The 14,554-nt window shown below is 69.8% G+C and carries 14 protein-coding genes; 4 read left to right on the top strand and 10 right to left on the bottom strand.

What is annotated here, in order from left to right:
* Nucleotides 1–57: 57 nt before the first annotated feature.
* Nucleotides 58–1,080, bottom strand: coding sequence for a heat-inducible transcriptional repressor HrcA (hrcA, locus tag ABZ272_RS29520; RefSeq protein WP_355053206.1), 1,023 nt, complete (start codon nucleotides 1,078–1,080; stop codon nucleotides 58–60).
* 213 nt (nucleotides 1,081–1,293) lie between these two features.
* On the opposite strand from hrcA, the gene ABZ272_RS29515 reads away from it, so the two are divergent.
* Complete coding sequence (locus tag ABZ272_RS29515; RefSeq protein WP_355053205.1) at nucleotides 1,294–1,953, top strand: DUF4870 domain-containing protein; 660 nt, start codon at nucleotides 1,294–1,296, stop codon at nucleotides 1,951–1,953.
* A 63-nt stretch (nucleotides 1,954–2,016) separates the two neighbouring features.
* On the opposite strand, the gene hemW is transcribed toward ABZ272_RS29515, so the two are convergent.
* Entirely contained in the window at nucleotides 2,017–3,240 is a 1,224-nt protein-coding gene (hemW, locus tag ABZ272_RS29510) for a radical SAM family heme chaperone HemW (RefSeq protein WP_355053204.1), read from the bottom strand.
* Between the two features lie 19 nt (nucleotides 3,241–3,259).
* Between hemW and ABZ272_RS29505 the strand changes: the two genes are divergently transcribed.
* Entirely contained in the window at nucleotides 3,260–4,069 is an 810-nt protein-coding gene (locus ABZ272_RS29505) for an enoyl-CoA hydratase-related protein (RefSeq protein ID WP_355053203.1), read from the top strand.
* A gap of 177 nt (nucleotides 4,070–4,246) precedes the next feature.
* Here the strand turns inward: ABZ272_RS29505 and ABZ272_RS29500 are convergent, their stop codons facing one another.
* Entirely contained in the window at nucleotides 4,247–5,011 is a 765-nt protein-coding gene (locus ABZ272_RS29500) for an SDR family NAD(P)-dependent oxidoreductase (RefSeq protein ID WP_355053202.1), read from the bottom strand.
* Nucleotides 5,012–5,256: 245 nt separating this feature from the next.
* Between ABZ272_RS29500 and ABZ272_RS29495 the strand changes: the two genes are divergently transcribed.
* Both ABZ272_RS29495 and ABZ272_RS29490 read left to right on the top strand, forming a co-directional pair.
* Complete coding sequence (locus ABZ272_RS29495) at nucleotides 5,257–6,117, top strand: hypothetical protein (RefSeq protein ID WP_355053201.1); 861 nt, start codon at nucleotides 5,257–5,259, stop codon at nucleotides 6,115–6,117.
* A gap of 223 nt (nucleotides 6,118–6,340) precedes the next feature.
* Nucleotides 6,341–7,243: a phytanoyl-CoA dioxygenase family protein gene (locus ABZ272_RS29490; RefSeq protein WP_355053200.1), complete on the top strand. Its 903-nt coding sequence runs from the start codon at nucleotides 6,341–6,343 to the stop codon at nucleotides 7,241–7,243.
* A gap of 62 nt (nucleotides 7,244–7,305) precedes the next feature.
* Here the strand turns inward: ABZ272_RS29490 and ABZ272_RS29485 are convergent, their stop codons facing one another.
* The 7 genes from ABZ272_RS29485 to lepA form a co-directional block, all read right to left on the bottom strand.
* Entirely contained in the window at nucleotides 7,306–7,947 is a 642-nt protein-coding gene (locus tag ABZ272_RS29485; RefSeq protein WP_355053199.1) for an MOSC domain-containing protein, read from the bottom strand.
* A gap of 51 nt (nucleotides 7,948–7,998) precedes the next feature.
* Nucleotides 7,999–8,829 carry a carbohydrate ABC transporter permease gene (locus tag ABZ272_RS29480; protein ID WP_355053198.1) on the bottom strand — a complete coding sequence of 277 codons (831 nt, stop codon included), beginning with the start codon at nucleotides 8,827–8,829 and terminating at the stop codon, nucleotides 7,999–8,001.
* Nucleotides 8,826–9,812: a sugar ABC transporter permease gene (locus ABZ272_RS29475; RefSeq protein ID WP_355053197.1), complete on the bottom strand. Its 987-nt coding sequence runs from the start codon at nucleotides 9,810–9,812 to the stop codon at nucleotides 8,826–8,828. Before ABZ272_RS29475 ends, ABZ272_RS29480 begins: the two co-directional genes overlap by 4 nt.
* Complete coding sequence (locus ABZ272_RS29470) at nucleotides 9,809–11,095, bottom strand: sugar ABC transporter substrate-binding protein (protein WP_355053196.1); 1,287 nt, start codon at nucleotides 11,093–11,095, stop codon at nucleotides 9,809–9,811. The genes ABZ272_RS29475 and ABZ272_RS29470 overlap by 4 nt, the downstream gene beginning before the upstream one ends.
* A gap of 225 nt (nucleotides 11,096–11,320) precedes the next feature.
* On the bottom strand, nucleotides 11,321–11,605 hold the full coding sequence (locus ABZ272_RS29465) for a transglycosylase (RefSeq protein WP_053656080.1): 285 nt from the start codon (nucleotides 11,603–11,605) through the stop codon (nucleotides 11,321–11,323).
* Nucleotides 11,606–11,999: 394 nt separating this feature from the next.
* The gene (locus ABZ272_RS29460; protein WP_053656080.1) at nucleotides 12,000–12,284 is read right to left on the bottom strand and encodes a transglycosylase; all 285 of its coding nucleotides are present in this window, start codon (nucleotides 12,282–12,284) and stop codon (nucleotides 12,000–12,002) included.
* Between the two features lie 346 nt (nucleotides 12,285–12,630).
* Complete coding sequence (gene lepA, locus ABZ272_RS29455) at nucleotides 12,631–14,508, bottom strand: translation elongation factor 4 (RefSeq protein WP_355053195.1); 1,878 nt, start codon at nucleotides 14,506–14,508, stop codon at nucleotides 12,631–12,633.
* Between the last annotated feature and the right edge of the window lie 46 nt (nucleotides 14,509–14,554).

The raw sequence follows: 14,554 nt of genomic DNA, 5'->3' as shown, positions 1-14,554 counted from the left end.
ATGTTCGTCTCGCGTTGCGCCGACCGGCGGCCGCAGCCGGCCGTCGGCCCTGACTGGTCAGTTCTGGGCCAGCAGCTCGCCCACGTAGCGTGCCACGGCGCGCACCATGGCGATATTGCCGGGGTAGTCCATCCGGGTCGGCCCCAGCACTCCCAGGCCGCCCACGATGGTGGCCCCCGGGCCGTACCCGGTGCTGACCACCGAGGCGGCACGCAGGTTGTCGAACTCGTTCTCGTCGCCGATCAGCACCCGGGTCGTGCTGGGCTCGGTCTCGCCGATGAGCTTGAGGAGCACGACCTCCTCCTCCAACGCCTCCAGGATGGGCCGCAGCGAACCCTGGAAGTCGAGCAGACCGCCCCGGGTCAGGTTGGCGGTGCCGGCCAGGGCGATGCGTTCCTCGTGCCGCTCGACGAGCGTCTCCAGCAGGACGGTGGAGAGCGTGGTCATGGCCGGGCGTAACTGCACCGGCGCCTCTTCCACCAGCGCCTGCACCAGCGGCGGGGTGTCCGACATGCGCTCGCCGGCGAGCTTCTCGTTGACCAGGCGACGCAGGTCGGTGACGTCGTCGGCGGGCACCGGCCCGGGCAGCTCCACCAGCCGCTGCTCGACCCGGCCGGTGTCGGCGATCATGACGAGCATCAGCCGGGTGGTGGAGATCGGCACCAGCTCCAGGTGGCGCACCGAGGAGCGGGCGAGGCTCGGGTACTGCACCACGGCCACCTGCCGGGTCAACTGGGCGAGCAGCCGCACGGTGCGGTGGACCACGTCGTCGAGGTCGACGGCCCCGACGAGGAAGCGCTCGATGGCCCGGCGTTCGGCCGGGCTGAGCGGCTTGACCCGGGACAGCCGGTCGACGAAGAGCCGGTAGCCACGGTCGGTGGGCACTCGGCCGGCGCTGGTGTGCGGCTGCCGGATGTAGCCCTCCTCCTCCAGCACGGCCATGTCGTTGCGGACCGTCGCCGGGGAGACCCCGAGCTGGTGCCGCTCGACCAGCGCCTTGCTGCCGACCGGCTCCTGGGTCGAGACGTAGTCCTCGACGATGGCGCGGAGCACGGCGAGTTTCCGGTCGTCCAGACCCATCCTCCGCACCTCCTGTCGCACGTCGGCCGCCGGCCCACGCGGGCCGACGGACCGTCCTGGCACTCGACTGTAACGAGTGCCAGTCTACGTCGGCGTGCCCGCCGACGCGATGATCAACGACCGCCCGTGACATCCCGCGCGGGTCGATCGGCCCGGACGGTAGGGCGATGTCGCTCTGGTGCGACGTTGCCAACGGCACCTACCGTGACAACCATGACTGAACCACCTCGCCCTCCCGGCGCGGGAGACCCCGGCAACTACCCGCCGGAGCCGAATCTCCCCGGCTCGTCCTCGTCGGCCGAGCCGCCCACCGCACCACTGTCCGGGGCGCCCGGCCCGGGCGGCTATCCCCCAGCCGGTGACTATCCGCCGCCCACCGGTGACCAACCGCCGTCGGGCGGCTACCCTCCGCCGGGCGGCTATCCCCCACCTGGTGGTTACCCCCCGCCCGGCGGTTACCCCCCGCCGGGCGGCCCGACTGGCGCGTATCCGACCGGCGGCGCGTACGGCGGCCCCGGCGGCGGTTACGCCAACAACGAGGACAAGACCTGGGCGCTCGTCGCCCACTTCGGCGGCGCGGCCGGGATGATCATCAGCGCTGGCGTGCTCGGCTGGATCGCCCCGCTGGTGGCGTTGCTGGCCCGGGGCAGCCAGTCCCCGACCGTACGGGCGCACGCCGTGTCGGCGCTCAACTTCCAGCTCATCTGGTCGATCGTCGGCCTGGTCGGCTGGGTGCTGTCCTGCATCGTCATCGGCTTCATCGGTGTCGTGGCGGCCGTCGTGCTCGGGGCCGTGTGCGGCATCCTCGCCGGCATCAAGGCCAACGAGGGGCAGCTCTACCGCTACCCGCTCTCCGCCAACTTCATCAAGTGATCCGGGCCGGCCGCTCCCCCGGCCGGTCCGGCACACCGCCGCCGGCCGGGCGGGGCGTCCGGCTCAGGGCAGCAGGTCCCGCACGACCGCGTCGGCGAGCAGCCGGCCGCGCAGGGTGAGGACCGCCCGTCCGGCGGCGTACCCCTCGGCGTCCAGCAGACCGTCGGCGAGGGCCCGCGCGGCACCGGCCCGACCGGCGGCGTCGAGCACCCGCAGCGGCAGTCCGCTGGCGAGCCGCAGCCGGAGCATCACGTCCTCCATGTGCGCCTCGTCCGTGGTCAGCACCTCGCGGGCCAGGCCGGGTGACGCGCCGGCCGCCAGCCGCTGGGCGTACGTGGTGGGGTGCTTCACGTTCCACCAGCGCACCCCGCCGACGTGGCTGTGCGCGCCCGGGCCGAGGCCCCACCAGTCGGCGCCGGTCCAGTAGAGCAGGTTGTGCCGGCACCGGGCCTCGTCGGTGCGCGCCCAGTTGGACACCTCGTACCAGGAGAGGCCCGCCGCGTCGAGGGCGGCCTCCGCCGCCAGGTAGCGGTCCGCCGCCACGTCGTCACTGGGGTACGGCAACTCGCCGCGCTTCATCCGCGCGGCGAGCCGGGTGCCGTCCTCCACGATGAGGGCGTACGCGCTGACGTGGTCGACCCCGGCGGCCACGACCTGCGCCAAGGTGGCGGCGAAGTCCTCGGCCCGTTCCCCCGGCGTGCCGTAGATCAGGTCCAGGTTGACGTGGTCGAACCCGGCCTCGCGCGCCTCCCGGGCGGCGGCGGTGGCCCGGCCGGCGCTGTGCTTGCGGTCGAGGATCGCCAGCACACCGGGCGACGCGGACTGCATGCCCAGCGAGATCCGGGTGTAGCCGGCCGTCCGCAGCAGCTTCAACGACTCCGGGGTGACCGACTCCGGATTCGCCTCGGTGGTCACCTCGGCGTCGGCGGCGAGCCCCCAGGTGCGGTCGATGCCCTCGAGGATGCGGGCCAGGTCGTCGGCGGGGAGCAGGGTGGGCGTGCCGCCACCGACGAAGACGGTGTCGACGCGGGGTGGCGGGTTCTCGCCGAGCACCCGGGCGGCGAGCGCCAGCTCGGCCAGCACGGTGTCGGCGTACGCCTCACGGCTCGCGCCCCCACCCAGCTCGGCGGCCGTGTACGTGTTGAAGTCGCAGTAGCCGCAGCGACTGGCGCAGAACGGGACGTGGACGTACACGCCGAAGCCGCGCGCGCCGACCGCCGTGGTGGCGGTGGCGGGCAACGATCCGTCGACGGGGACGGTCTCACCATCTGGAAGGACGCCGGGCATGGCAACTAGTGTGCCCGGCATGACCTCTCCCGACGTGCTCGTGCGGGTCGCCACGGCCCGTGGGGTGACCACCCTCACCCTGGACAGCCCGCACAACCGCAACGCGCTCTCCACCGCCCTGATGACCCAGTTGCTGGCCGGGCTGACGGACGCGGTGGCCGACGACGCGGTCCGCGTGATCGTGCTCGACCACACCGGGCCGGTCTTCTGCTCCGGCGCGGACCTGAAGGAGACCGCCGCGGCGTACGCCAGCGGAACCGTGCCCGCCGGCATGCTGGGCGACGTGCTGGCGGCGCTCTGGGAGTGCCCGAAGCCGATCCTGGCCCGGGTCGCCGGGCCCGCGCGGGCCGGCGGACTGGGCCTCATCGCGGCCGCCGATCTCGCGGTCTGCGCCGACGAGGCGACGTTCGCGTTCACCGAGGTCCGCATCGGGGTGATCCCGGCGGTGATCTCGGCGACCGTGCTGCCCCGGCTGCACCCCCGCGCAGCCGCCGAGCTGTACCTGACCGGGAACACCTTCGACGGGCGGCGGGCCGTCGAGGTCGGACTGGTGACGGCCTCGGTGCCGGCCCAGGAGCTGGACGACGTGGTGCGGGGCTACTGCGACTCCCTGGTCCGTGGCGCGCCCGGGGCGCTGGCCGGCACGAAGGATCTGCTGCGCCGGCCGGGCACCGCCGAGCTGCGTGGCGACCTGGCCCGTCTCGCCGCGCTCTCGACCGGCTACTTCCTGTCCGAGGAGGGCCGCGAGGGGGTCATGGCGTTCCGGGAGAAGAGGTCGCCGCGATGGGTGGCCGCTCTGGACGCCGAACGCGGTGACCAGGCCGGGTAGGACCGGGGACGTCGGCCGGCTGCGGTGGCGGCGGGTGCCCATGCCCTCCCCACGTCCTTTGCTCTGCTTCACCAGAGGCAACACCCGAGGGCTCCGAGTGTTGCCTCCAATGAAGCAGAGCAAAGGCCCCTCGATGGGGGTCGGGGCCCCGCCTGGAAGCGGCGGCGCCCCGAAGGGTCACCACGCCGTCGCGCCACCGTCGACCGCGTAGTTGGCGCCGGTGATGTACGACGCCCGGTCCGAGGCGAGGAAGACCACCAGCTCGGCGACCTCCTCGGGGCGGGCGAAGCGCTTGAGCAGCGTCTTCGCCGTGATCGCGTCCCGGGCCTCCTGGTCGTCCCCCAGGTCGCGTTCACTGGCCGGGGTGAGGATGGGCCCGGGGCTGACCGCCACCGCCCGGATGCCGTGCGGAGCGCCTTCGAGCGCGAGCTGGCGGGTCATGCCGATGACGCCGGCGTTCGCCGCCGTGTGCCCGACCATCGGCGGGACGTGACCTGCGATCATCCCGGCCATCGAGGCCGCGTTGATGATGACGCCGCCACCGCGCCGGACGAGGTACGGCCAGGCGAACTTCGACACCAGGTACGGAATGTCGAGTTCACCGGCGATCGTGTACCGCCAGTCGTCGACCGAGAAGTCCGGCAGGGGGCCGAAGCGCAGCGCGGCCGCGTTGTTGTAGACGACGTCGAGCCCTCCGTACGCGGCCACGGCGTCCTCGACGAGCTGACGGACCTGTTCGGGGTCGGTCAGGTCGACGGGCGCGATGCTCGTCATCTCTCCACCGGCGGCCCGGACGAGGTCGACCGTCTCGTTGTTGCCGTCGACCTGGATGTCGGCCCCGACGACCTTCGCGCCCTCGCGGGCGAAGGTCAGCGCCGCGACGCGCCCCAGACCACCGCCCGTGCCGGTCACGAGTACCACCTTGCCGTCCAGCGTTCCCATCGAATTCCTCCTCGGCTCCGGCACGTCCGATTGACGTGTCAACCGGGAAAGGTCCTTGATTAGGCATTCTCTTCCCGCTGTTGACGACGGGTGACGCTGCAGACACGATCTCCATCCGCAGGTGAGTTCCGCGCGCCAGCGGGAACGTCCCGATCGGCACGTGACGGCTGAGCGAAGCCCGAACCGGTCGAACGGCCCGGATGACGCCGGCGGGGACGTACGCTTGTCGAACTGTCGATCAGGAGGTGTGGGTGCGAACTCGGGCAGCCGTGGCGGGCGGAGTGGTGCTCATCCTCGTCGCCGTGATCGCGATCTGGCTCGTCGCCCGGCGGGTCGGGGACGGACTGCGGCTGCCGCTGGCCGGACGCACCTGCACGGTCCAGGCCGACGGCCGGGTGGTCCTGGACGTGGAGCAGATGGCGAACGCGGCCACCATCGCGGCGATCGGCGTCCAGCGCGGCATGCCCGAGCGCGCCGTGGTGGTCGCGCTGGCCACCGCGTACCAGGAGTCGGGGCTGCGCAACCTCGACCACGGTGACCGCGACTCGCTCGGACTGTTCCAGCAGCGTCCGAGCAAGGGGTGGGGCACGCCGGAGCAGATCCGCGACCCCCGGTACGCGGCGAACAGGTTCTACAAGGCGCTCAAGAAGGTGCGCGGCTGGGAGAAGATGCGGGTCACCGATGCCGCCCAGCGGGTGCAGCGCTCGGCGTTCCCCGAGGCGTACCAGAAGTGGGCCGACGACTCCGAGGTGCTCACCAAGGCCCTGCTCGGCGACGCCACCGAGGCGGTGGCCTGCACGGTGGGGCGTACCCCGGTGATGCACGGCGCGGCGGCGGCCGCGCAGCTGACCCGCAACCTGGCGCTGGACTGGGGTGTGTCGAGCGCCGAAAAGGCCAGCCAGACAGGGCTGGCGGTGACCGCGCAGGACCAGCGCGACGGCTGGCGGTACGCGCACTGGCTGGTCTCGCACGCCCAGGACCACGGGGTGAAGCGGGTCCGCTTCGGCGACCTGGAGTGGACCGCCCGCAACGGCACCTGGGGCCAGGTGGCCGGCGAGCAGGGCCCCGCCGGCCAGGTGGTGGCCGAGGTCTTCGCCGAAGGCTGACCGAGCCCGGATCTCTTAACCGGCAGTGACCGCACAATCGGACAAAGACCGACAGACCTGGCCGGTGATCACGTAAATGTGACTCCCCGCACTGGTTCCGCTGCGCGCGGTCCGACCCCGGGCCGTACCGTCGCCGCTCGCCCTCCCACCGCCCCGGCACTCGCGTTACGATCGGCGGCCTGTGCCAGAAATGGTTTCACCTCATGGGGAGGGGTACGACGCGGTGTTCGATTACGGCGACCGGACCGGCTACGAACCGATCAGCGACACTGACCGCAAGGAGTTCCACGAGCAGGGCTTCCTCCTGCTGCGCAACGTCCTGACGGAGGACCACCGGGCGGCGCTGGAGGCGGCTGTCGACCGCGTCTACGCGGAGGAGCAGGCCAAGGGCACCACCAAGAAGGACGGCACCCTGCACCTGCTGGGCTTCCTGGAGCGCGACGAGCTCTTCGGCGAGCTGCTCACCCACCCGATCGCCTTCCCGTACATGTGGGGGCTGGCCGGCTGGAACATCTACACCCACCACAACCACCTGGACGTCACTCCGCCGGCCGCCGAGCCGGAGAAGCCGTACTGGGGTTGGCACCAGGACGGGTACCGCCAGAACTCCGACCCGGAGACGATGGACCCGAACCTGCCCCGGCCGATGTTCTCGCTGAAGGTCGGGTACGTGCTCTCCGACCTTTCGGAGACCGGCCGTGGCGCGACCAAGGTCATCCCGGGCAGCCACCTGTGGAACTCGCTGGACCGTCCCAAGGACCTCAGCGTGCACAACCCGGACCCGGAGGGCACGGTGGAGATCACCGCGAACCCGGGCGACGCGTTCATCTTCGACCGCCGGCAGTGGCACTCGCGCTCGACGAACCTGTCGACCATCACCCGCAAGATGCTGTTCGTCGGCTACACCTACCGGTGGATCCGGCCGCTGGACGAGCTGCACCCCGACGTGAACGGCGAGTGGTACCGCAACCGCACGCCCGTGCAGCGCCAGCTGATCGGTGAGGGCACCCACACCGCCAACTACTGGGGCATCAACTGGGACGGGTACGTCGACGACGAGATCCCGCTGCGCAAGGAGCTCAAGGAGCGCGGTCTGCTCGACCGCAACATCCCCTGGCTGCGCTGAGCCGTTAGTCGAGAGCCCCGGGCGTCTTTCGATGCCCGGGGCTCTCGCGCGTCAAGCGCGGGTCAGGAGCGACCGGCGAGGCGGCGGCGGGCCTTCTCCCGGATCGACGCCGGCAGGTCGTCCGCCTCCAGCAGGCGGGGCAGCAACTCGGGTTCCAGGCTGGTCGCCCGGAACACCTCGCCGATGGTCACCCCGTGCGCGGGCCGGTCCACCACCTCGACCGGGTCGCCGGCACCTACCTCGCCCTCGCGCAGCACCCGCAGGTACGCCCCCGGGCTGGCCCGGACCGTGAACCGCTTGATCAGATCCGGTACGCCCCAGAAGCCGGCGAACGTGGTGCACGGGGTGCGCGGCATGGTCACCTGGAGCACCGCCGTGCCCACCGCCCACTGTTCGCCGATGACCGCGCCGGTCACGTCGACCGCGTAGGTGGTCAAGTTCTCCCCGAAGCCGCCCGGGCGGATCGACCGGCCGATCTCGGCCGACCACCACGCGGCGTCCTCCTCGGCGTACGCGTAGACGGCCTTGTCCGGCCCGCCGTGGTGGGCCCGCTCGCCGATGAAGTCACCGGCCAGGCCCTCGGTCAGCAGCGACACCGGCCCGTCGACCGGACGCTTGTCGATGCCGCTGCGACCGCTCGCGTCGCCCGCCCACTCCGCCTCGGTCACGATGCCGAGGTTCACCGCTGCCACCCTGCCCGTCATGTCGGCCAGCCTAGCGGCGGCGCGGGCCCCGACCGGTCCCCCGCCGCGCGCTCAGCCCTTGACCGCTCCGGCCACGAGGCCGGAGACCATCTTCCGCTGCACCAGCAGGAAGAAGATGATGACCGGCAGGGTGAACAGCGTGGAGGCGGCCATGACCGGCCCCCAGTTGGTGTCGTCACGGCCGAAGAAGAAGGTCATCGCCACCGGCAGGGTGTAGCGCCCCTGGTCGTTGACGAACGTCAACGCGAAGATCAGCTCGTTCCACGCCGTGATGAACGAGAAGATGCTGGTCGCCACCAGGCCGGGTGCGACGAGCGGGAACAGCACCCGCCGGAACGTCTGGGCCCGGCTCGCGCCGTCGATGGCTGCCGCCTCCTCCAGTTCCTTGGGCACGGCCGCGACGAAACCGCGCAGCATCCACACGGCGAACGGCAGCGAGAAGCCGAGGTACGTGAGGATCAGGCTGGGCAACGTGTTGTAGAGCCCGAGCCGCTGGATCATCAGGAACAGCGGGATGACCAGCGCCTCCAACGGGATCATCTGCACGATCAGCAGCATGATCAGGAAGCTGGTCCGGAGCTTGAAGCGGAACCGGGCCACCGCCGTCGCGGCGAGCAGGGCGACGAGCCCACTGAGCACCACCGTGGACACCGCGACGATCGCGCTGTTCACGAAGAAGTCGAGGAAGGTCACCCCGGGGATCAGGTTGCCGGTGAGGATCTCCCGGTAGTGCGCCAGCGTCGGATGGGTCGGCACCGGCTGCGGGGTGGCCGAGAAGATCTCGTTGCTGGGCTTCAGTGACGTCGAGATCATCCAGTAGACCGGGAAGGCCGCGAAGAGCGCGACCAGCAGCCCGGCGGCGTTGAGGGCGACCTTCTTCACGACTCGTCCTCCTGCTTGAGCACCATCCGCACGTAGAAGCCGGTGACCACGAGCAGGATCAGCGTGAGGATCACCGCGATGGCCGCGCCCAGCCCGTACTTCGGCGGCGGCGAGAAGGCCTCGGCGTACGAGTAGATCGACAGCATGAACGTCGGCCGGTCCTGGGTGCCGCCGGCCAGCACGAACTGCTGGGTGAAGACCTTGAAGTCCCAGATGGTGGAGAGCACGATCAGGATTCCGAAGACCGGTCGCAACAGCGGGAACGTGATCTTCCAGAAGACCCGCCACGGGCTCGCGCCGTCCACCCGGGCCGCCTCGTGCAGCTCACTCGGCACGCTCTTGAGGCCGGCGAGGACGCTCACCGCGATGAACGGGAACGAGTGCCACACGACCACCAGCGTGAGGATCGCGAAGAACAGCAGCGGCGAGTTGAACCAGCCGTAACCGGTCCAGTCGCTGCGACCGAACAGGGCGTTCGAGAATCCGTCGGGCAGAGCGTTGAACAGCCAGGTGACCAGGCCGCTCGTGTCGTCGAAGATCCACTTCCAGACGATCGTGCCGGTGAGCGCGGGGGTGGCCCAGGCGAGCATCACGCAACTGGCCACGAAGGTCGCCATCTTGCGACCGAGCCGGTTGAGCAGCAGTCCGACCAGGGTGCCCAGCACCATCGTGAGCAACACGTTCGCCGCGGCGAACAGCACGGTGTTGCGCAGGACGGTCAGGAAGAACGGGTCCGAGAGGATGTCGGTGTAGTTGCCGAGCCCCACCCACGGCCACTCCCGGTCGCCCCGCAACTGCCGGACGCTGTTGAGCCGGTAGAAGGACATCGCCACCACCTGGCCGAGCGGCCAGAGCAGCAGCACTCCGATGATGACGAGTGCGGGCAGGAGCAGCAGGTAGGGCAGGCGGTCGACCCGGCGACGCCGCCGCGCGGGGTTCTCCCGCGCGGCGGACGTCTCCGGCACCTCGGTCAGCGTGGTCACTTGGAGTTGAGGATGCTTTCCATCTCACCGGCCGCGTCGGCGGTAGCCTTCTCGACCGTCTTCTGACCCTTCATGACCGAGCTGTTCATCGCCTGGGTCACCGTCTTCGTCCGGCTGACCTCCACCCACTTCGGGGTGAGCGGCGTAAGCTTCGTGTTCTGCATGGTGGTGGCGAACGCCGCCATCACCTTGTCGTTGGCGTACGTGTCGCTGGCGACCAGGTCCTTGTAGACGGGGAAGAACCCGAGGCTGCTCGCGAAGCTCTGCGCGTTCTTCTTGTTCAGCAGCACGGTCAGGTAGTCCCAGGCGAGGTCCTGCCGCTCGCTGTCCTTCCAGATCGCCACGTCGGAGCCACCGGCGAAACCAGGCGCGGCCTTGCCGTCCGGGCCGGGGATCGGGAACGTACCCCAGACCTTCTCGATCTCGGGGTTGTCCTTCTTGATGGCGGCCTGCTGCCAGCTACCGGCGAACGCCATCGCGGCCTTGCCGGTGGCGAACTGCGTCCGCGCGTCGATCTCGTTCCAACCGGCGGCGGCCGGTGGGGCGACCTTGTGGACGGTGACCAGGTCGGTCCAGTACTTGACGGCCCGCTGCGCCTCCGGCGTCGAGTAGCCCGACTTCCACGCGCCACCCTGGTTGGTGGCGATCTCCGCGCCCGCGCCCCAGAGGAAGGAGTAGAAGGGCAGTTCGGAATTGCCCGGCAGCGCGATGCCGTAGGTGCCCTTCTTCTTGGCCTGCACGGCCTTGGCGACGGTCACCAGCTCGTCCCACGTCTTCGGCGGCTGCACGCCCGCCTCGGCGAACCAGTCGGTGCGGTAGTAGATGGCCCGCACGCCCGCGTACCAGGGGACGCCGTACTGCTTGCCGTCGAGCTGCGCGTTGCGCACCAGGTCGGGCAGCAGGTCCTTGCCGTCCGCCCAGCCACCCATCCGACCGCTGACGTCGGCGAGCGCCTCCTGCGCGGCCCAGCCCTGGGTCTCGGTGTTGCCCAGTTCGGTGATGTCCGGGCCCTCACCGCCGGCGAGCGCGGCCTGGAACTTCTTCGGCGCCTCCAGCCAGGGGATGTACTGCACCACCACATCGGTGTCGGGGTGCTTCTGCCGGAACTCGGTCTCCACGCCGTCGAGGAAGGCGTTCTGGGCGTCGCCGCCCTCGCCCATCATCCAGACCGTGAGCTTGCTGTCGTCGGTCGCTTCCTCGCCGGAGCCCCCACAGCCGCCCAACACCATGGCGACCGAGGCCACCACGGCAGTGACCGGGGCCAACCGCTTCCACCTGTTCACGCCACTTCTCCCCTCGCGTCGCCTGGCACTAACCTTCTCCGCCGCACCTTAGTACGAAGAAATCCTTTACGACAGTGGGCGGGCAGGCCGAAGCGTGGCGACCGTACCGCAGGTGGATGGTGCCGCTGCTCGTGGAACCGGGCCGAACCCGGGCATTGACGTCACGAAAGAGCGCCCAGCCGTTTGGCCGGGCGCTCTTTCTAGTGGTGCGGTGATGCCAGGTTGTTACCGGGTGACGCGGCGGCGGCCACCCACACCGGCCACCAGCGCGACCGCGATAGCGGCCACCACGACCTGCACCAGCAGCTCCGTCCAGTCGATACCAGCGGTCTCGGTCGCGATACCCATCGCCCGCGCCAGCACCGTACCCAGCAGAGCCGCGCCGACACCGATCAGCAGGTGCAGCCAGATCGGCATGTTCTGGCGACCCGGAACAACCAGGCGGCCGAGCGCCCCGACGATGAGACCAACAACGATGGCGGTGATGATGCCCCACACGGTGAGCTCCACGGTCGCCCTCCTTCTAAGAATGTCTGACACACAAGGTGTGCTTCCTGTCGTGACCGCTAAGTTCCCGACCCACCAAAAAACCAAACCGACTTGATCGGCCAGACGGTCACGACTTGGTGAACACAGGCACGGACCACCAGGACCTCCCACACCCCACACCCCGCGCCCCACGCCCCACCCCGCGCCCCGCGATCTTGCAGTTTCGGTCGTCGATAGGGGTGGGATGCCCGGGATGTCGCAGCAGAAAGTGCAAGATCGGCGCGGGCATCGTGGCCGAGCGCGGGGACGACGGCTCGCGGGAGCCGACGATCCCGTCTGGACATGACCGCGAGGGGCGCTCGGCCTGACGGCCGGGCGCCCCTCGAAGGTGTTGCGGTACTACGGGTGTGCGGTGTTACCGGGTGACGCGGCGGCGGCCACCCACACCGGCCACCAGCGCGACCGCGATAGCGGCCACCACGACCTGCACCAGCAGCTCCGTCCAGTCGATACCAGCGGTCTCGGTCGCGATACCCATCGCCCGCGCCAGCACCGTACCCAGCAGAGCCGCGCCGACACCGATCAGCAGGTGCAGCCAGATCGGCATGTTCTGGCGACCCGGAACAACCAGGCGGCCGAGCGCCCCGACGATGAGACCAACAACGATGGCAGTGATGATGCCCCACACGGTGAGCTCCACGGTCGCCCTCCTTCTAAGAATGTCTGACACACAACGTGTGCTTCCTGTCGTGACCGCTAAGTTCCCGACCCACCAAAAAACCAAACCGACTCACCCGCACAAGAAGTTGCCGGTGTCGATGCCGATCGGCTGCGTCGGTTGACACGGAGACACGTCCACACAGCTCAGACAACATGTTGCCCAGGGCGACAACCCCAGACCCCAACCCCAAAAAAAATCCGCCCCAACCCCCAACCCCCGACCACCGGCCGGTGATCAAGAGGTTCGCGTCAGAATCCGGGCTTCGGATGACGCGAACCTCTTGATCACCGCGGTGGAGGGGTGGGGGGCGGAGGCGGGACGGGGGTTACTTTTTGCCGGTGGGTTTGGCGTCACCGGAGTCGGAGGACAGGGCGGCGATGAAGGCCTCCTGGGGCACCTCCACGCGGCCGACCATCTTCATCCGCTTCTTGCCTTCCTTCTGCTTCTCCAGCAGCTTGCGCTTACGGCTGATGTCACCGCCGTAGCACTTGGCGAGCACGTCCTTGCGGATGGCGCGGATGGTCTCCCGGGCGATCACCCGGCTGCCGATGGCCGCCTGGATGGGCACCTCGAACTGCTGGCGCGGGATCAGCGTACGGAGCTTCGCGGCGATCGTGACGCCGTAGTTGTACGCCTTGTCCTTGTGCACGATGGCGCTGAACGCGTCCACCGGCTCGCCGTGCAGCAGGATGTCCACCTTCACCAGGTCGGACGCCTGCTCGCCGGAGGGCTCGTAATCCAACGAGGCGTACCCCTTGGTACGGCTCTTCAACTGGTCGAAGAAGTCGTAGATGATCTCGGCGAGGGGCAGCGTGTAGCGCAGCTCCACCCGGTCGGCGGAGAGGTAGTCCATGCCGAGCAGGCTGCCGCGCCGGCCCTGGCACAGCTCCATGACCGCGCCCACGTAGTCGTTGGGCGTCAGCACGGTGGCCCGTACCACCGGCTCGTACACCTCGGCGATCTTGCCGGTCGGGTACTCGCTCGGGTTGGTCACCACGATCTCGACGCCGTCGTCGGTGATCGCCCGGTACACCACGTTGGGCGCGGTGGAGATCAGGTCGAGGTTGTACTCGCGCTCCAACCGCTCCCGGATGATCTCCAGGTGGAGCAGGCCGAGGAAGCCGCAGCGGAAGCCGAAGCCGAGCGCGCCGGAGGTCTCCGGCTCGTAGTCCAGCGCGGCGTCGTTGAGCTTGAGCTTGTCCAGGGCCTCGCGCAGGTTCGGGTAGTCGGACCCGTCGATCGGGTAGAGGCCGGAGTAGACCATCGGCTTCGGATCCTTGTAGCCACCCAACGGCTCGGCCGCCGGCCGGGCGTTGATGGTGACCGTGTCACCGACCCGGGACTGCCGGACGTCCTTCACACCGGTGATCAGGTAACCGACCTCGCCGACGCCGAGCGCCTCGGCCTTGACCATCTCGGGTGAGATGACGCCGATCTCCAGCAGCTCGTGTACGGCACCGGTGGACATCATCTTGATCCGGTCGCGGGCGCTGATCCGGCCGTCGATGACCCGGACGTACGTGACGACGCCACGGTAGACGTCGTACACCGAGTCGAAGATCATCGCCCGGGCGGGCGCCTCGGCGTCGCCGACCGGTGGGATGAACTGCCGGACAATCTCGTCGAGCAGGTGCGGCACGCCCTCGCCGGTCTTGCCGGAGACCCGGATGCAGTCGGCGGGATCGCCGCCGATGAGGTGGGCCAACTCCTCGGCGTACTTCTCCGGCTGGGCGGCCGGCAGGTCGATCTTGTTGAGCACCGGGATGATGCGCAGGTCGTTCTCGAGGGCCAGGTAGAGGTTGGCCAGGGTCTGCGCCTCGATGCCCTGGGCGGCGTCGACCAGCAGCACGGCGCCCTCGCAGGCGGCCAGCGATCGGGACACCTCGTACGTGAAGTCGACGTGCCCCGGGGTGTCGATCATGTTGAGCACCGCGTGCTCACCGGCCCGCTCGCCCTCGCGGATCGTCCACGGCATGCGAACGGCCTGGCTCTTGATGGTGATGCCGCGTTCGCGCTCGATGTCCATCCGGTCCAGGTACTGCGCGCGCATCTGCCGGGGGTCGACCACGCCGGTGAGCTGCAACATCCGGTCGGCCAGGGTCGACTTCCCGTGGTCGATGTGGGCGATGATGCCGAAGTTCCGGATGCGACCGGGGTCGGTGGCACCAGGGGCGTTCGCGCCGGGATCGAGCTTCGGTGGCACAGCGGTCCGTTCTGGTCGGCTGACGTGAACAGGCCGGCGCGCCGCC

This window comes from Micromonospora sp. NPDC005979 (assembly GCF_040614415.1).
GTDB lineage: Bacteria > Actinomycetota > Actinomycetes > Mycobacteriales > Micromonosporaceae > Micromonospora.
This window is presented reverse-complemented; position numbering and strand designations above follow the sequence as displayed.